At 60.2% G+C, this 16,417-nt stretch carries 13 protein-coding genes; 5 read left to right on the top strand and 8 right to left on the bottom strand.

Features of this window, described 5'->3' with window-relative positions:
* Nucleotides 1-63 precede the first annotated feature (63 nt).
* Complete coding sequence (locus tag EPK99_RS06240) at nucleotides 64-390, top strand: FAD assembly factor SdhE (protein WP_128442211.1); 327 nt, start codon at nucleotides 64-66, stop codon at nucleotides 388-390.
* Nucleotides 390-3,914 (top strand): transcription-repair coupling factor, encoded by a 3,525-nt coding sequence (gene mfd, locus EPK99_RS06235; RefSeq protein WP_128442210.1) that lies wholly within the window; start codon nucleotides 390-392, stop codon nucleotides 3,912-3,914. Before EPK99_RS06240 ends, mfd begins: the two co-directional genes overlap by 1 nt.
* Here the strand turns inward: mfd and EPK99_RS06230 are convergent.
* The 3 genes from EPK99_RS06230 to EPK99_RS06220 are packed head-to-tail and all read right to left on the bottom strand — an operon-like array spanning nucleotide 3,911 to nucleotide 7,391.
* Nucleotides 3,911-4,861 carry a DMT family transporter gene (locus tag EPK99_RS06230; RefSeq protein ID WP_128442209.1) on the bottom strand — a complete coding sequence of 317 codons (951 nt, stop codon included), beginning with the start codon at nucleotides 4,859-4,861 and terminating at the stop codon, nucleotides 3,911-3,913. The two genes, mfd and EPK99_RS06230, sit on opposite strands and share 4 nt — an antisense overlap.
* A 17-nt stretch (nucleotides 4,862-4,878) precedes the next feature.
* Nucleotides 4,879-5,550: a DsbA family oxidoreductase gene (locus EPK99_RS06225; RefSeq protein ID WP_128442208.1), complete on the bottom strand. Its 672-nt coding sequence runs from the start codon at nucleotides 5,548-5,550 to the stop codon at nucleotides 4,879-4,881.
* 35 nt (nucleotides 5,551-5,585) lie between these two features.
* A complete protein-coding gene (locus EPK99_RS06220) occupies nucleotides 5,586-7,391 on the bottom strand; it encodes an extracellular solute-binding protein (protein WP_128442207.1) in 1,806 nt (601 codons plus the stop codon).
* A gap of 275 nt (nucleotides 7,392-7,666) precedes the next feature.
* On the opposite strand from EPK99_RS06220, the gene EPK99_RS06215 reads away from it, so the two are divergent.
* Nucleotides 7,667-8,320 carry an invasion associated locus B family protein gene (locus tag EPK99_RS06215; protein WP_128442206.1) on the top strand — a complete coding sequence of 218 codons (654 nt, stop codon included), beginning with the start codon at nucleotides 7,667-7,669 and terminating at the stop codon, nucleotides 8,318-8,320.
* A gap of 95 nt (nucleotides 8,321-8,415) precedes the next feature.
* Here EPK99_RS06215 and hspQ read toward each other — a convergent pair whose 3' ends face one another.
* From hspQ to EPK99_RS06200, 3 genes are all read right to left on the bottom strand, one after another.
* The gene (hspQ, locus tag EPK99_RS06210; protein ID WP_128442205.1) at nucleotides 8,416-8,745 is read right to left on the bottom strand and encodes a heat shock protein HspQ; all 330 of its coding nucleotides are present in this window, start codon (nucleotides 8,743-8,745) and stop codon (nucleotides 8,416-8,418) included.
* A 203-nt stretch (nucleotides 8,746-8,948) separates the two neighbouring features.
* On the bottom strand, nucleotides 8,949-10,358 hold the full coding sequence (glnA, locus tag EPK99_RS06205) for a type I glutamate--ammonia ligase (RefSeq protein WP_128442204.1): 1,410 nt from the start codon (nucleotides 10,356-10,358) through the stop codon (nucleotides 8,949-8,951).
* A gap of 59 nt (nucleotides 10,359-10,417) precedes the next feature.
* A complete protein-coding gene (locus EPK99_RS06200) occupies nucleotides 10,418-10,756 on the bottom strand; it encodes a P-II family nitrogen regulator (RefSeq protein WP_011975544.1) in 339 nt (112 codons plus the stop codon).
* A gap of 138 nt (nucleotides 10,757-10,894) precedes the next feature.
* Here EPK99_RS06200 and EPK99_RS06195 point away from each other — a divergent pair, with 138 nt between their 5' ends.
* Together EPK99_RS06195 and EPK99_RS06190 are read left to right on the top strand one after the other, a co-directional pair.
* Entirely contained in the window at nucleotides 10,895-11,092 is a 198-nt protein-coding gene (locus EPK99_RS06195) for a hypothetical protein (RefSeq protein ID WP_128442203.1), read from the top strand.
* Nucleotides 11,089-12,576, top strand: coding sequence for an NAD(P)H-hydrate dehydratase (locus EPK99_RS06190; protein WP_128442202.1), 1,488 nt, complete (start codon nucleotides 11,089-11,091; stop codon nucleotides 12,574-12,576). The genes EPK99_RS06195 and EPK99_RS06190 overlap by 4 nt, the downstream gene beginning before the upstream one ends.
* Here the strand turns inward: EPK99_RS06190 and EPK99_RS06185 are convergent.
* Both EPK99_RS06185 and uvrA read right to left on the bottom strand, forming a co-directional pair.
* Entirely contained in the window at nucleotides 12,570-13,382 is an 813-nt protein-coding gene (locus EPK99_RS06185; RefSeq protein WP_128442201.1) for a DUF72 domain-containing protein, read from the bottom strand. The two genes, EPK99_RS06190 and EPK99_RS06185, sit on opposite strands and share 7 nt — an antisense overlap.
* Nucleotides 13,383-13,408: 26 nt before the next feature.
* Nucleotides 13,409-16,330: an excinuclease ABC subunit UvrA gene (gene uvrA / locus EPK99_RS06180; protein ID WP_128442200.1), complete on the bottom strand. Its 2,922-nt coding sequence runs from the start codon at nucleotides 16,328-16,330 to the stop codon at nucleotides 13,409-13,411.
* Nucleotides 16,331-16,417 lie beyond the last annotated feature (87 nt).

Below are 16,417 nucleotides of genomic sequence, written 5' to 3'. Positions count from 1 at the left end.
CTGCTTGGCAAGGTGACGGGAGGGCTTTTCCGTCCTATATGAACCGCAAACAGGGAAACCGACATGACTGGACTGGCGCGTACTAGTGCGGATCTCGATCCACGCCGCAGACGAATCCTTTACCGTTGCTGGCATCGTGGCATCCGCGAGATGGATCTGGTGTTCGGCACCTTCGCCGAGGCTGAAATTGCCGGCTTGACGACCGAAGAGCTGGACGAGTTCGAAACCATCATGGACGCGGACGATCACGACCTGCATGCTTGGATCACCGGTGCAATGGTCTTGCCCGATACCCTGAATACCCCTCTTTTTGCACGCATTGCCGCCTATGTTCCGGATTTCGATCCGGTCACCAAAGCCTCGCTCGAAGCACGGCACGGAAACGCCTGATGATCCCCGGAATTGACGTCAAGAAGATTGCAGCGTCCGCAGCGCCGCTGACCATAGGCAACGTGCCTCCAGGCATGGAACCCCTGATCCTGGCCGATCTCGCAAAGGCGGGCCAAGCTGTCGCCTATGTCATCTCCGATGGTCAGCGCATGGCCGATCTGGAGCAGATGCTGTCCTTCGTCGCACCAGGCATTCCAGTATTGACCCTGCCGGCGTGGGACTGTCTTCCCTACGACCGTGTGTCTCCGAGCGCCGATGTCTCCGCACGGAGACTTGCAGCCCTGTCCGGGCTCATTGCCCATGCCAAGAAACCGCATGCGGCCATCGTGCTCGTCACCGTTAACGCCATGCTGCAGCGGATTGCGCCGGCCGAGGTCATCGAAAGCCTTGCCTTTTCGGCCCGCCCCGGCAGCCAGATCCGTATGGACGATATCGCCGCCCGGCTGGAGCGCAACGGCTTCGACCGGGTCTCGACTGTTCGCGAGGTCGGGGAATTTGCCGTCCGCGGCGGCATACTCGACGTCTTCGTGCCCGGCACGGAAGAGCCGGTGCGTCTCGACTTCTTCGGGGACACGCTGGAAACCATCCGCTCTTTCGATCCGGCAAGCCAGCGCACGACAGGGCAGGCGCGTTCACTCGATCTCAACCCGATGAGCGAGGTGACGCTGACCCCGGATACGATCAGCCGTTTCCGCACCAATTATCTTGCACTCTTCGGCGCGGCCACCCGTGACGATTCTCTCTACCAAGCAGTGTCCGAGGGTCGCCGCTATGCCGGCATGGAGCATTGGCTGCCGCTCTTCTACGAAGGCCTGGAGACGGCCTTCGACTACCTGAAGGGTTTTCGCATCGTCACGGACCAATCCGCCCGCGAGGCGGCGAACGAACGGTCGAAGCTCGTGCTCGATTATTACGATGCCCGGCGTGACAGCGGTCACCAGGGCAAGGGCGCTGCTGCCCAGTCCGCCCCCTACAAGCCCGTACCTCCGGGTCAGCTTTACCTCGATGGCGCAGCCTTTGCGTCGGCGCTCGATGACGCCAATGCACTGCGCCTGACCCCCTTCAACGAAGCGGATGCCGACCGGCGTCGGGTGGTGACGGTCGATGCCCGGCCAGGCCCGCGCTGGGCAAAGGCCCAGGCCCAGGCGGAAGCGGACAACAAGGATCGCGGCGAACGCGCCAATGTGTTCGATCTGGTGGTCAAGCACATCGCAGACAAGCGCGCCGAGGGCATCAAGGTCCTCGTCACCGGCTGGTCGGTCGGCTCGCTCGACCGGCTTCTCCAGGTCCTTGACGAGCATGGCCTGAAACGCATCAAGCAGATCGACAAGTTTTCCGATCTGGCCAAGCTGGAGAAGGGCGAGGCGGCGGCTGCCGTGCTCAGCATAGAGGCGGGCTTCGAGACCGACGGCATCGTCGTGATCGGCGAGCAGGACATTCTCGGCGACCGTATGGTCCGGCGCGGCAAACGCCGCAAACGGGGCGCCGATTTCCTGACCGAAGTTGCCGGTCTCGACGAGGGCTCTCTCGTCGTCCATGCCGAACATGGCATTGGCCGTTTCGTCGGTCTGGTGACGATCGAGGCGGCTGGCGCGCCGCGCGCCTGCATGGAGTTGCACTACGCCGATCAGGCAAAGCTCTTCCTGCCGGTGGAAAATATCGACCTGCTGTCGCGCTATGGCTCGGACGCGGCGGAGGCCCAGCTGGATAAGCTCGGTGGCGGCGCCTGGCAGGCCCGCAAGGCCAAGCTCAAAAAGCGCCTGCTGGATATGGCGGGCCACCTGATCAAAATTGCCGCAACACGTATGGTTCGCCATGCGCCAATACTGACCACGCCTGAGGGGCTTTACGACGAGTTTGCTGCTCGCTTCCCTTATGACGAGACGGAAGACCAGGGAAATGCCATCGAAGCGGTGCGGGACGATCTGGCCGCCGGTCGCCCCATGGACCGGCTTGTCTGTGGCGACGTCGGATTCGGCAAGACGGAGGTTGCGCTGCGGGCCGCCTTTTTCGCCGCCATGAACGGCGCCCAGGTGGCTGTCGTCGTGCCGACCACGCTGCTTGCGCGCCAGCACTACAAAACCTTCCGCGAGCGTTTCCGGGGATTGCCGATCACGGTGGCGCAGGCCTCGCGACTGGTGACGGCGAAGGAGCTGGCAGAGACCAAAAAGGGCCTCGCCGACGGCAAGGTCGATATCGTGGTGGGCACCCATGCGCTGCTCGGCGCCGGCATCAAGTTCGCCAACCTCAGCTTGCTCATCATCGACGAGGAGCAGCATTTCGGCGTCAAGCACAAGGAACGGCTGAAGGATCTGAAGAGCGACGTCCATGTGCTGACGCTGTCGGCAACGCCGATCCCACGGACCTTGCAGCTCGCCATGACCGGTGTTCGCGAACTCTCGCTGATCACCACGCCGCCGGTTGATCGCATGGCGGTTCGCACCTTCATCTCGCCGTTCGACGCCCTAGTCATCCGGGAAACGCTGATGCGCGAGCATTATCGTGGCGGGCAGAGCTTCTATGTCTGTCCCCGCCTTGCCGATCTGCCCGAGATTCAGGCCTTTCTGCAATCCGACGTTCCGGAACTCAGAGTGGCGGTCGCCCATGGCCAGATGGCGGCAAGCGAACTCGAAGATATCATGAACGCCTTCTACGACGGCAAATACGACGTGCTTCTATCGACCACGATCGTCGAATCCGGCCTGGACGTACCGACTGCGAATACGTTGATCGTCCACCGTGCCGACATGTTCGGTCTGGCGCAGCTTTATCAGCTGCGGGGTCGCGTCGGGCGCTCCAAGGTCCGCGCCTTTGCCCTGTTCACTCTGCCGGTCAACAAGACGTTGACCCAGATGGCCGAGCGTCGGCTCAAGGTGCTGCAGTCGCTCGACACGTTAGGGGCAGGCTTCCAGCTGGCAAGCCACGATCTCGATATTCGCGGCGCCGGCAACCTGCTCGGCGAGGAGCAATCCGGCCATATCAAGGAAGTGGGCTTCGAGCTCTACCAGCAGATGCTGGAGGAGGCGGTGGCCGAGGTGAAGGGCGACGATTCCGTCAGCGACAGCGGATGGTCGCCGCAGATCTCCGTCGGCATCACCGTGATTATCCCGGAAACCTACGTGCCCGACTTGCACCTGCGCATGGGCCTCTATCGCCGTCTTGGCGAACTACAGGAACTTTCGGAGATCGACGGCTTCGGTGCGGAAATGATGGACCGCTTTGGCCCCATGCCGGTCGAGGTTCAGAACCTGCTCAAGGTCGTCTACATCAAGTCGCTATGCCGCAAGGCGAATGTCGAGAAGCTGGATGCCGGTCCGAAGGGTGTCGTCATGACCTTCCGCGACAAGCAGTTCCCCAATCCGGCCGGGCTCGTCGGCTATATCGCAAAACAGGGCACGATGGCGAAGATCCGCCCGGACCACAGCGTCTTCCTGACGCGCGATCTGCCCACGCCGGAAAAGCGTCTGACCACCGCGGCACAGCTGATGAAGCAGTTCGCCGAAATTGCCGAGTCCGGGGCCTAGTCGCGAAGCGGAGTGGTGGCCGGCTGTTCATCAGGCGTAACCAGCGCAGCCCCTTGGGCATCGGGCAGGGCAGGCGGGAGCGAGACATTGCGAACCCGTTCCCGGACAAGGGTGAGTAGACCAGAGCCGCAGATCAGGACGATGCCGGCCACCATCGGCATATCGACCTTGTCGCCGAACACGAGATAGCCGAACAGCACGGCCCATATCATCTGGCTGTACTGTGTCGGGCCGATCAGGGCCGCAGGCGCGTAACCGGCGGCATACATGAGAAGGATTGCGGCAATTGCGGCAAGCAGGCCGTAGCCAGCGAGGAAAACCCACTGCTCCAGCGTCGGCAGTCTAAAATCCGGGATCATCAGCACGCCGCAGATGACGAGCACCCCGATGACGCCCGCACTGTACATCGAGATATTCTTCTCCGTCGGGCCGACCGCCCGGTAGCAGATGATGGAGATGGCGCCGCTCAATCCTCCAAAGACGGCACCGAGGTGGCCGATCGATAATTCGCGGAAGCCTGGCCTCAGGACGATCAGCGTACCCACGAAACCGATCGCGACGGCACCCCAGCGCCGGATGCCGACCTGCTCCTTCAGGAACAGCACCGACATGATGGTGACGAAGCACGGCAGCAGGAAGATCAGCACGAAGGCTTCCGCCATCGACAGGTGGGTGAAGGCGGTGACCGCGCCAATGCTGCCCATGCTGGCGGCAAAGAAGCGCAATAGCCAAAGCGGCCGGTTGGAAGTGCGCACCGCATCCAGCCAATGATCGCCAGGCTTCATCAGGAAGGGAAAGCCTGCAAGGCCGAAGACAGCGCCCAGGAACGCCGACTGATAGGGGCTGAGCGCGCCGTCGATCAGCTTCACGCTGGCGTCGCTCCACGAATAGGCAGCAAAGGCCGCAAAGGCGAGGAGTACGCCCTTCAGGCTCTGGTCACGCGACATCACGATGCTCCCCGCCGTCAGTTCATGCCCTTGCGAGCGTCCGTCTTCATCCTCGCAATATCGCGAAGTGCATTGGCGAAGACCTCCGCAGGCTGGGCGCCGCTGACCGCGTACTGGCCGTCAAGAATGAAGAAAGGCACGCCGCTGACGCCCATCTTCTGGGCCGCATCGATCTCCGACAGCACCGAGTCCGTGTCGGCATCGCTCTTCAGCAAGTTTTCGATGACCTTGCGGTCGAGGCCCGATTGCTCGGCAATATCGAGGAGGACCGCGTGGTCGCCGACATTGCGGCCCTGTTCGAAATTGGCCTTGAACAGCCCGGTTGCAATCTTGTCCTGGATCTCGCGGCCTTCCACCAAGGCCCAATGCAGCAGACGATGCGCATCGAGCGTATTGGGACCGATCTTGATGGCGTCGAAATCAAACGCAATCCCGACTTCGGCCCCACGTGCCTTCAGCGTCTCGTGCGCGCGTTCGACAGCCTCCTTGCCACCCAGCTTCTGCGCCAGGTGTGCGTGGTCATCCACACCTTCCGGCGGATGATCGGGGTTGAGACGATAGGGACGCCAATTGATATCGACGCCGATCTCGTCCTGCACTTCCGCCACAGCAAGCTCGAGCTGCGCCTTGCCGAGATAGCACCAGGGGCAGACGACGTCGGAGACGATATCGATGGTCACGCGCTCCATGGCAGCGTCCTTTTCTTCGAAGTGGGAAGGTGGCTCTATTGTGCCCGTTGATCCCACCAGGTGTTGAGTTGGTATCCGTAAAGAGGCAGCTTTTGCGGATAGCCGATATATTTCCAGCGCGCCACCCACTGGTCGGGAATGTGATAAAGCGGCACGATATAGTGGCCCGAGAGCAGCAGGCGGTCATAGGCCCGCACGCTTGCCTGGAAGTCCTCCTCGCTGCGGACGCTCAGTATGTTCTCGATCAGCCTGTCTATTGCCGGGTCTGCAGTTCCGGCAAAGTTGAAGCTGCCCGGCGCATCCCGTGACGCGGAGCCCCAACGCCCGACCTGCTCGATCCCCGGCGATAGCGAGGACGGATAGGATTTGACGATCATGTCGTAGTCGAAGCTGCTGGACCTTGCCTGGTACTGGGAATCATCGACGGTACGGATCGCCATCTCGACACCGATCATGCGCAGCGTTCGCTGGTAAGTGATCGCCAGCTTCTCCTGGTCGGACGTCTGGGTCATGACCTCGAATGTGAGAGGCCGTCCCCGGGCATCGGACATCCTGCCATTCTTGATCGTATAGCCGCCCTTTTTGAGAAGCTCGACGGCCTCCCGCAGCACTTTCCGGTCCGCGCCGGACGCATCCGTGCGGGGCAGGTGATAGGTGCCGTTAAGAATGGCGGGCTCTATGCGGTCCTTGAAATCCCCGAGGATCCCGAGCTCCCGCTCCTCTGCCGGCCGGCCCAGCGCCGTCAGCGGGGAATTCTGCCAGTAGCTCTGCGTGCGGGTATAGGCGTTTTCAAACAGGTTTCTGTTGGCCCATTCGAAGTCGAAGGCGAGCGACAAGCCGGCCCGCACGTCGACATCCGCAAAGATGGCGCGGCGGGTATTGAACACGAAGCCCAGCATGCCGCTCGGCAGCTGCGGCCGGAAGGTTTCCCTCGCAACGTCCCCATTGCGCACGGCGGGAAAGTCGTAGGCACGCGCCCAATGGGTCGGGCTGCCTTCGACATAGACATCGACCACGCCCTTCTTGAAGGCTTCGAACAGCGTATTCTCCTGAAGGAAATACTCGACGGAAATGCGGTCGTAATTGTCTGAGCCAACCTTCGACGGGATGTCCTTCGCCCAGTAATCCGGATTGCGCTCGTAGACGATCCGCTCGCCCGGCGAAATGGATTTGACCCTGTAAGGCCCGGAGCCGATCGGCGGCTTCAAGGTCGATTGGTCGAAGGTTGCAGGATCGATCGCATGCTTGGGCAGGATCGGTGTCGAAGATGCAATGATCAGCGGGTATTCGCGGTCGGCTTTTCCGTTGAAGGTGAAGCGGACGCTGTGCTCGCCGAGCTTTTCCATCTTGCTGACTGCGTCCAGGCGCTTGGAGAAAGGCGTGCGGCCCTTGTCGCGCAGAATCTCGAACGAGAAAATCACGTCATCTGGCGTCACCGGCTCGCCGTCGGACCAGCGCGCCTTCGGGTTGAGGTTGAACTGGATGTAGGTACGATCGTCGTCCCACTCGACCGTCTCGGCAAGCAGCCCGTAAAGCGTAAAGGGCTCGTCCGAGGAACGCACCATCAGCGTCTCGTAAATCAGGTTGCCGAAGGCCGGATCCCAGACACCGCGGGCGGTCGTACGGATACTCTTGAGGTTGAAGGGGTTGAGACTGTCATAGGTGCCGACGACGCCGTAGCGGATGGAACCGCCCTTTTTGACCTCAGGATTCACGTAAGGGAAATATCTGTAGTCGGCGGGCAGATCGGGCGCGCCATTCATGGCGATCGCATGCAGCGGCTCGGCTCTGCCTGGCGATGCCGCAAGCAAGGCGATCATGAAAAAGATGAGGCGCCGCATGAGATCGTCCCTGTCCAAGTGTCGCTGATTCGCCGGGAAAATAGCCTATGGTCGCCATGGCACCAAAGGAACTCTCGTAAATTCGGCAATGGAAGCATAACGCGACAAAAAATACGAAAGAAAGGCTGGATATAGTCTTGAGCGCGATGTAACAGAAGTGCCGCAACGCGGGTCATTCAATTGCCTCATTTGAACGACAGGTGACAGAGCATTAGGACCCGCAGGGATGGACGGCACCTGGCCCCGCCCAGGGATTTCAGGAGACGGATTTCGCAATGAAGCTCAAGGCAACCAAAATGATGCGGACCACGATGTCCGCGCTGGCTCTCTCGCTCGGCGCAGGCGCGCTGCCGGTTGCAGCCCTCGCACAGGATGCCGCGCCGGCTCAAGGCGCTGCTCCGGGTACGCCGCCGCTCGGCTGGTTCAAGACCTGCACCAAGCAGGACGACAGCGATCTTTGCGTCGTGCAGAACGTGATCCTCGCTCAGAACGGGCAGTTGATCACCGCCGCCGGCCTCATCACCGTCGAGGGCAAGGTCAACCGCAAGATCCTGCAGGTTTCCGTTCCGACCGCGCGTCTCGTACCGCCAGGCGTGATGATGCAGATCGATGGCGGCAAAGGCCAGAAGCTCGATTATACTGTCTGCCTTCCCGACAAGTGCACTGCTGAAGTGCCTTTGACCGACGCCATGATCGCTAGCCTGAAGAAGGGCACGGACGTCATCTTCACGTCCATCAACTTCCGTCGCGCTCCAAACCCGATCAAGATATCGCTCGGCGGCTTCACCGGCGCGTTCGATGGCCCGGCCATCACGCAGTCGCAGCTTGCTGAAAGCCAGCGCAGCCTCCAGGAAGGCATGCAGAAGAAGGCTGAAGAAGCCCGTAAGAAGCTTGAAGACGCTCAGTCCGCTGCCAAGCAGGGCCAGTAAATCTATCTGATCCGGCTCAAGTCGGATCTCAGATGCTGAAAAGAAAACGCCGGCCTTTCGGGCCGGCGTTTTCTTTTCTCGATAGTCGATAGTGGTCAGTGCGCCAGCATGACCTTCGGCTTCAGCACTCCGCTCGGAGCCTGGTCGAAGATCTGGTAGACCTGCGGGTTGCGTAGCGGCTGGTCGCTTTCGTCATGCTCCAGGTTTTGTTCGGAGACATAGGCGACGTATTCGCTGTCATCATTTTCCGCAAGCAGGTGATAGAAGGGCTGGTCCTTGCTCGGGCGAATTTCAGGCGGAATGGCATTCCACCATTCTTCCGTATTCGAAAACTCGGGGTCTACATCGAAGACGACGCCACGGAAGGGAAATACCTTATGGCGAACCACTTCTCCGATGGTAAATTTGGCGTTCCGCTGTTTCATGGTGCGATATCCTTTCGCTCCCAATGTGGGAATAAAATTCTCCATCATCAAGGGATTAATGTAGAGACCTTGACATCGTTCCACCACATGCTTGCAAGGGGCTTAAGTCCCAAGCCGCAGGTGGCCGTGTCGAGCCTATCCCGCCATTACGTAAAGAAAAGGCGGGCATCAGGCCCGCCTTCGCTATTAATAAAGCAAGGCCCTCAGGCCGAGTAATACATGTCGAACTCGACCGGATGCGGCGTCATTTCGAACCGCATGACTTCCGCCATCTTCAGTTCGATATAGGCGTCGATCTGGTCGTCGTCGAAGACGCCGCCAGCCGTCAGGAATTTGCGGTCCTTGTCGAGGCTGTCGAGCGCTTCGCGCAGCGAGCTGCAGACGGTCGGGATCTTCTTGAGCTCCTTTGGCGGCAGATCGTAGAGATCCTTGTCCATTGCCTTGCCGGGATGGATCTTGTTCTTGATGCCGTCGAGGCCGGCCATCAGCATCGCGGCGAACCCCAGATATGGGTTCTGGGCTGGATCCGGGAAACGGACTTCCACGCGCTTTGCCTTCGGGTTGGACCCGAACGGAATGCGGCAGGAGGCCGACCGATTGCGGGCGGAATAGGCCAGTAGAACCGGCGCTTCATAACCCGGAACCAGCCGTTTGTAGGAATTGGTCGTCGGGTTGGTAAAGGCGTTGATCGCCTTGGCGTGCTTGATGATGCCGCCGATATAGTAGAGGCAGCTCTCAGACAGTCCTGCATATTCGTCGCCGGCAAAAGTGGGCTTGCCGTCCTTCCAGATCGACTGATGTACGTGCATGCCGGAGCCGTTGTCGCCGAAAACCGGTTTAGGCATGAAGGTTGCGGTCTTGCCATAGGCATTGGCAACCTGGTGCACGACATACTTGTAGATCTGCATCTTGTCGGCATTGCGCACCAGCGTGTCGAACTTAACGCCGAGTTCGTGCTGGCCGGCCGCCACTTCATGGTGATGCTTTTCAACGACGACGCCCATTTCGGTGAGCACAGTCAGCATTTCAGAGCGCATGTCCTGGAGACTGTCGACCGGAGGAACCGGGAAATAGCCGCCCTTGATGCGCGGACGGTGGCCGAGATTGCCGGTCTCGTAATCCGTATCGTCGTTGGACGGCAGTTCGGACGAATCGAGCTTGAAGCCGGTATTGTAGGGATCGGCTTTGTACTTCACGTCGTCGAACACGAAGAATTCAGGCTCGGGACCCACGAATATGGTATCACCGATGCCGGACGCCTTCAGATAAGCTTCCGCCTTCTTCGCAGTGCCACGCGGATCGCGATTATAGGCTTCGCCCGAGATCGGGTCGAGAATATCGCACACGATAACCATGGTCGACTGGGCAAAGAAGGGATCCATATGGACTGTCGCTACATCGGGCATGAGCACCATGTCCGACTCGTTGATCGCCTTCCAGCCACCGATGGACGAACCGTCGAACATCACGCCGTCAGCGAACATGTCCTCGTCCACCGCCGCGATGTCCATCGTGACATGCTGCAGCTTGCCGCGCGGGTCGGTAAAGCGCAGGTCCACGAACTTGACGTCGTTTTCCTTGATTTGTTTCATTATTTCGCTGGCGCTCGTCATATTGACCTTTCCTCGAGTGTAAGATGACGATGAACCCGCGCTGTTGGCGCGGGGGGCGATCAGATCGCGTCGATACCCGTTTCTCCCGTACGGATGCGGATGACTTCCTCCACATTCGACACGAATATCTTGCCATCTCCGATCCGTCCAGTCTGCGCCGCGTTACGGATCGCCTCAATGACTGCTTCGGCATTTTCGTCGGCTAGCACCACTTCCACCTTTACCTTAGGCAGAAAGTCGACGACGTACTCGGCGCCTCTGTAAAGTTCCGTATGGCCCTTCTGGCGCCCGAACCCCTTGGCCTCCGTCACAGTAATGCCCTGCAATCCGACTTCCTGAAGTGCTTCCTTCACTTCGTCGAGTTTGAAAGGCTTGATGATCGCTTCGATCTTTTTCATGAGAAAACCAACTCTCCGCTTCTCCCCAGGTGCAGGCATGCGCCCGCCCTGTCGTGTCGATGCAGATATCGTGCCAAATCCTTGGAACAGTTTCAAAGAGATAATGCGTTTCAGCACCGAATACCGTGGAAATCATGTATGACGCCCAGCCTGATCGCCGACAAAATTTGTGCGCCTGCTTTCTCAGCGGCAGATTCTTCGAAGATGTCGAAGACGATGGCGGCAATCGCCCTTGGATGTGTATTAAAAATAGGCATTTGCGGAAATAATGCCCATATGGCCGGTTGCGGAGTGGCCTTGCCTTTGACTGTAACTTTGAGTTCAATCCATCGATGACAACGAATTCAAGCATGATCCTTCTGACGCCGCGGGAGATGGCGGCAGCGGATGCCGCTTCCGCTGCCTCCGGTATTCCTTCCTTCGACCTGATGCTGAGGGCGGGGCAGGCGGTTGCGGCCGCAGCGCTTAAATACTTTCCGGAAGCTCTTCGCTTTTCGGTTCTATGCGGCCCGGGCAACAATGGCGGTGACGGCTATGTTGCGGCACAAGCGCTACTGCATGCAGGCGCCTCCGTGGCGATTTTTGCTCTCGGCGGGCAACCGCAGTCGACAGACGCGCTCGAGGCCTATCACCGCCTGGAGGTCGAAGTGAAGCCGCTGGACAGCTACCAGCCACGGGCTGGCGACGTGGTGGTGGATGCCCTGTTCGGCGCGGGCTTGACGCGGGATGTTCCCGAGATCGTCGCAAAAGTCATCCGCGCGGTTCGGGAGGCGGGTACGCCGGTGCTGGCCGTCGATCTTCCCTCCGGTCTCTGCGGCCGGCGTGGCATCTCTTTGGGCGAGGCATTTCAGGCGGTTCGAACGATCACCTTCATGACCCGAAAGCCAGGGCATTTGCTGCTTCCCGGAAGGTCTCTTTGCGGTGACATCGAGGTGGTGGACATCGGCATCCCTGATCGGATCGTCCGCTCGGTCGCTGGAAAGCTTTCGGAAAATAACCCTTCGCTATGGCTGGATCACTTGCCTCGTTCGGACGCGGCCGCGCATAAATATCGCCGCGGCCACCTGGCCGTCTTCTCGGGTCCTGCAGCCAAGACGGGTGCGGCCCGTCTTTCGGCCATGGCGGGACTGAGGCGAGGGGCAGGGTTGGTAACGCTCGCGTCGCCCGCGGACGCCATGGCAGTCAATGCTGGATCGGTTACAGCCGTCATGCTGCATGAGGTCGAGACGCTCGAAGACCTGCAGGCATGGTTGCAAACCGCAAAGCTCGCCTCCTTTGTTCTGGGGCCAGGCTTCGGCGTCGGCCAAATGGCGCGGGATTTCGCAACAGCCCTCAAGGACAGGCCACTCGTCCTTGATGCGGATGGCATCACCTCATTCCGGGAAGATCCAAGCGAATTGTTCGAGGCCTTCGCATCCGGCGACACGCATCTTGTGCTGACGCCGCATGAAGGGGAGTTCGGTCGGCTCTTCCCCGACCTCGCCGATGACGAAGCCCTAAGCAAACCGGAGAAAGCCGTAAAGGCGGCTGAGCGCGCTCATGCGGCCATCGTCTACAAAGGCGCCGATACCGTGATCGCTGCTCCGGATGGGTGCGCCTATATCAACACCAACGCACCGCCCTGGCTGGCAACGGCAGGCTCCGGCGACGTGCTGGCAGGCATGATCGGGGCGCTTCTGGCGCAAGGCATGACGGCCTTTGAGGCCGCCGCTGCCGGCGTATACCTGCATGGAGAGGCGGCCAAGGCAGCGGGCGAGGGGATGACGGCCGAAGACCTTGCCGCCCATGCGGGCGTCCTGATCGATCGCGCCGCCTACTGACGGCTGTCCAGCAGATCTCGCATGGCCATGGCGCCCTGCGGTGCATTGACCTTGCCTTCGTGAATGAAGAAGGCAAAGACGTCTCGCGGCTGCTTGGCCGGTTTGTGCTCAGCGTCGATGAGCGGAAGATCTCCCGGTATGCTGCCTTTGGCCCAGATCTCCAGCCTTTCAACCCAGGCCGCCATGTCGGCTTCGGCATAACATGTCTTGATGTTGTCAGATCCCTTTTGCAGGCGGCTATAGACGAAATCGGCGGTGACATCGGGGATCATCGGATAGTCGAAATGATCGGCGCAGACGGCCGCTACCTGATATTTCGACAGCAGGGCGATGAACTCCGGCACCTGGAAGCTGTCATGGCGCACTTCCACCACATGCCGCAGCGCCAGCCCATCCTGCTTGGCTGGAAGGAGTTTCAGGAAAGCTTCGAAATCATCAGGCTCGAACTTCTTGGTTGGCGCGAACTGCCAGAGGATAGGCCCGAGATGGTCGCCCAGCTCGGTCAGACCCTGACCTAGAAACCGTTCGACCGATTCGCCGGCCTCAGCCAAAATCTTGCGATTGGTGCTGTACCGGCTGGCCTTCAGCGAAAACACGAAGCCGTCCGGCACGTCTGCCGCCCATTTGGCAAAGGTCTCCGGCTTCTGCGAGCCGTAATAGGTGCCGTTCACCTCGATCACATCGAGCTTGCTCGCGGCATATTCGAGCTGCTTCTTCTTCGCCAGCTTGTCCGGATAGAAGGTGCCTTCCCACGGCTCGAAGGTCCAGCCGCCAATCCCGGTGCGGATCTTGCCCATGTTTCCCATGACGTTCCCCAAATGTCAGATCTGACTTATTCGGCCGCTTCCACCTTCTTGATCGATCGCCGATCCAGAAGTTCCTTCAGGAAATGGCCCGTATAGGATCGCTTTTCCTTGACGATCTGCTCAGGCGAGCCAACGGCCACGACCTCGCCGCCGCCCGTGCCGCCCTCGGGGCCGATGTCGATGATCCAGTCGGCCGTCTTGATGACTTCGAGATTATGCTCGATCACAACCACCGAATTGCCCTGGTTGACCAGTTCGTGCAGCATTTCCAAGAGTTTGGCGACGTCATGGAAGTGCAGGCCCGTCGTCGGCTCGTCGAGGATATAAAGCGTGCGGCCGGTCGAGCGTTTCGATAGCTCCTTGGCCAGCTTGACGCGTTGCGCCTCGCCTCCCGACAGCGTGTTGGCCTGCTGCCCCACCTTGATATAGCCGAGCCCGACATCGAAAAGGGATTGGAGCTTGTCGCGCACGGCGGGCACTGCCGAGAAAAACTCAACGCCTTCCTCGACAGTCATGTCTAGCACGTCGGCAATCGACTTGCTCTTGAACGTCACGTCGAGCGTTTCGCGATTGTAGCGCTTGCCGTGGCAGACGTCGCAGGTGACATAGACGTCGGGCAGAAAGTGCATCTCGATCTTGATGACGCCGTCGCCCTGGCAGGCTTCGCAGCGTCCTCCCTTCACGTTGAACGAGAAGCGTCCCGGCTGATAACCACGCGCCTTGGCCTCCGGCAGCCCGGCGAACCAGTCGCGGATAGGGGTGAAGGCGCCGGTATAGGTGGCTGGGTTCGAGCGCGGTGTGCGGCCGATCGGCGACTGGTCGATGTCGATCACCTTATCGATGAACTCGAACCCGTCGATACGCTCGTGCTCGGCCGGGATTTCGCGGGCACCCATGACCCTGCGGGCCGCCGCCTTGTAGAGCGTTTCGATCAGGAATGTCGACTTGCCGCCGCCCGAGACGCCGGTCACCGCGGTGAAGACTCCGAGCGGCACTGCCGCCGTCACATTTTTCAGGTTATTGCCGCGGGCGCCGACGACCTTGATCTCCTTGCCCTTTTTCGGCTTGCGACGTTCCGCCGGAACGGCAACGCCCAGTTCGCCGGAGAGGTATTTGCCGGTGAGTGATTTAGGGTTGGCCATGATCTGGCTCGGCGTACCTTCGGCAACCACAGTGCCGCCGTGGATGCCTGCAGCAGGCCCGATATCCACGACGTAATCAGCCGTGAGGATCGCGTCCTCGTCATGTTCCACCACGATCACCGTGTTGCCGATGTCGCGCAGGTGTTTCAGCGTGTCGAGGAGACGCGCATTATCCCGTTGGTGCAGGCCGATCGACGGTTCGTCGAGAACGTAGAGCACGCCAGTCAGACCGGAGCCGATCTGCGAGGCCAGCCGGATACGCTGGCTTTCTCCGCCGGACAAGGTGCCCGAGTTGCGCGACAGGCTCAGATAATCGAGGCCCACATCGTTGAGGAACTGCAGCCGCTCGCGGATCTCTTTCAGAATCCGCACCGCGATTTCATTCTGCTTGGCGTTCAGCTGTTCAGGCAGCCCCTCGAACCAGTCGCGCGCCACCCGAATGGACATGTGGGTGACTTCGCCGATGTGAAGCTTGTTGATCTTCACAGCCAGCGCTTCCGGCTTCAGGCGAAAACCCTTGCAGGCGGGGCAGGGTGCGGCCGACATGTAGCGTTCGATCTCCTCGCGCGCCCAAGCCGAATCCGTTTCTTTCCAGCGACGCTCGAGGTTCGGCACGATGCCTTCGAAGTTCTTGACAGTCTTGTAGGAGCGGGCTCCATCTGCGTAATGGAACTCGACCTTCTCCTCCGTGCCCTGAAGAATCGCCTTCTGGGCTTCCTGCGAAAGCTCGTTCCAACGGCTGGACAGCTTGAACCCGAAGAGTTTACCAAGGCCTTCCAGCGTCTGGTTGTAATAGGGGGAACTGGATTTTGCCCAGGGCGAGATCGCACCGTCACGTAGGGTGCGCGCGGGTTCCGGAACGATCAGGTTCTCGTCCACCTTCTGCTGGGAGCCGAGGCCGTCGCAGGTGGGGCAGGCGCCGAAGGGATTGTTAAAGGAGAAAAGCCGCGGCTCGATTTCCGGAATTGTGAATCCGGACACCGGGCAGGCGAATTTTTCCGAAAACAGCACCCGCTCATGGGTTTCGTTCAAGGATTTGTTGGCGGAACCGCCCGCCGATGTCTCGCTGGCAGGCAGCGGCTTGTCCGCGAACTCTGCGACTGCAAGACCGTCCGCAAGCTTCAACGACGTTTCCAGGCTGTCCGCCAGCCGCGCCCCGATATCCGGGCGTACCACGAGACGGTCGATAACCACGTCGATGTCGTGCTTGTATTTCTTGTCGAGCACCGGAGCATCGGCAATTTCGTAGAACTGGCCATCAACCTTGACGCGCTGGAAGCCCTTCTTCATCAGCTCGGCGAGTTCCTTCTTGTACTCGCCTTTGCGCCCGCGGATCATCGGCGCGAGGATGTAGAGGCGGGTGCCTTCCTCCAACGCCAGGACGCGATCCACCATCTGGCTGACCGTCTGGCTCTCGATCGGCAGCCCGGTAGCCGGCGAATAAGGCACGCCCACGCGTGCGAACAGGAGACGCATGTAGTCGTAGATTTCGGTGACCGTGCCAACCGTCGATCGCGGGTTGCGCGACGTTGTCTTCTGCTCGATCGAGATGGCCGGCGAAAGCCCGTCGATCTGGTCCACGTCCGGCTTCTGCATCATTTCGAGGAACTGGCGGGCATAGGCCGAAAGGCTCTCGACATAGCGCCGCTGCCCCTCCGCATAGATCGTGTCGAAGGCCAACGACGATTTGCCCGAGCCTGACAAACCGGTCATCACGATCAGGGAGTTGCGCGGCAGATCGAGGTCGATGCCCTTCAAGTTATGCTCGCGCGCACCACGGATCGATATGGTTTTCAGTTCGCTCATCTTTGTGCTCTTTGGGAGGATCGAATGCCCTTATGTAGGGATTGATCTGCGCCTGTCGAGCCGAAACCGCAGCCAATCGCTCTCGGC

The sequence above is a fragment of the Neorhizobium lilium genome, assembly GCF_004053875.1.
Taxonomy (GTDB): Bacteria; Pseudomonadota; Alphaproteobacteria; order Rhizobiales; family Rhizobiaceae; genus Neorhizobium; species Neorhizobium lilii.
Note: the sequence above shows the minus strand (reverse complement) of the source record. Positions and strands in the feature narration are given on the sequence as shown.

Bases quoted from the DNA above. Each gene is read 5' to 3' on its own strand.
- EPK99_RS06190 (WP_128442202.1), top strand. From the start codon at position 11,089: ATGACAACGAATTCAAGCATGATCCTTCTGACGCCGCGGGAGATGGCG.
- EPK99_RS06230 (WP_128442209.1), bottom strand. From the start codon at position 4,861: ATGTCGCGTGACCAGAGCCTGAAGGGCGTACTCCTCGCCTTTGCGGCC.
- EPK99_RS06200 (WP_011975544.1), bottom strand. From the start codon at position 10,756: ATGAAAAAGATCGAAGCGATCATCAAGCCTTTCAAACTCGACGAAGTG.
- glnA (WP_128442204.1), bottom strand. From the start codon at position 10,358: ATGACGAGCGCCAGCGAAATAATGAAACAAATCAAGGAAAACGACGTC.
- hspQ (WP_128442205.1), bottom strand. From the start codon at position 8,745: ATGAAACAGCGGAACGCCAAATTTACCATCGGAGAAGTGGTTCGCCAT.
- EPK99_RS06220 (WP_128442207.1), bottom strand. From the start codon at position 7,391: ATGCGGCGCCTCATCTTTTTCATGATCGCCTTGCTTGCGGCATCGCCA.
- EPK99_RS06215 (WP_128442206.1), top strand. From the start codon at position 7,667: ATGAAGCTCAAGGCAACCAAAATGATGCGGACCACGATGTCCGCGCTG.
- EPK99_RS06195 (WP_128442203.1), top strand. From the start codon at position 10,895: ATGACGCCCAGCCTGATCGCCGACAAAATTTGTGCGCCTGCTTTCTCA.
- uvrA (WP_128442200.1), bottom strand. From the start codon at position 16,330: ATGAGCGAACTGAAAACCATATCGATCCGTGGTGCGCGCGAGCATAAC.
- EPK99_RS06185 (WP_128442201.1), bottom strand. From the start codon at position 13,382: ATGGGAAACATGGGCAAGATCCGCACCGGGATTGGCGGCTGGACCTTC.
- EPK99_RS06225 (WP_128442208.1), bottom strand. From the start codon at position 5,550: ATGGAGCGCGTGACCATCGATATCGTCTCCGACGTCGTCTGCCCCTGG.
- mfd (WP_128442210.1), top strand. From the start codon at position 390: ATGATCCCCGGAATTGACGTCAAGAAGATTGCAGCGTCCGCAGCGCCG.
- EPK99_RS06240 (WP_128442211.1), top strand. From the start codon at position 64: ATGACTGGACTGGCGCGTACTAGTGCGGATCTCGATCCACGCCGCAGA.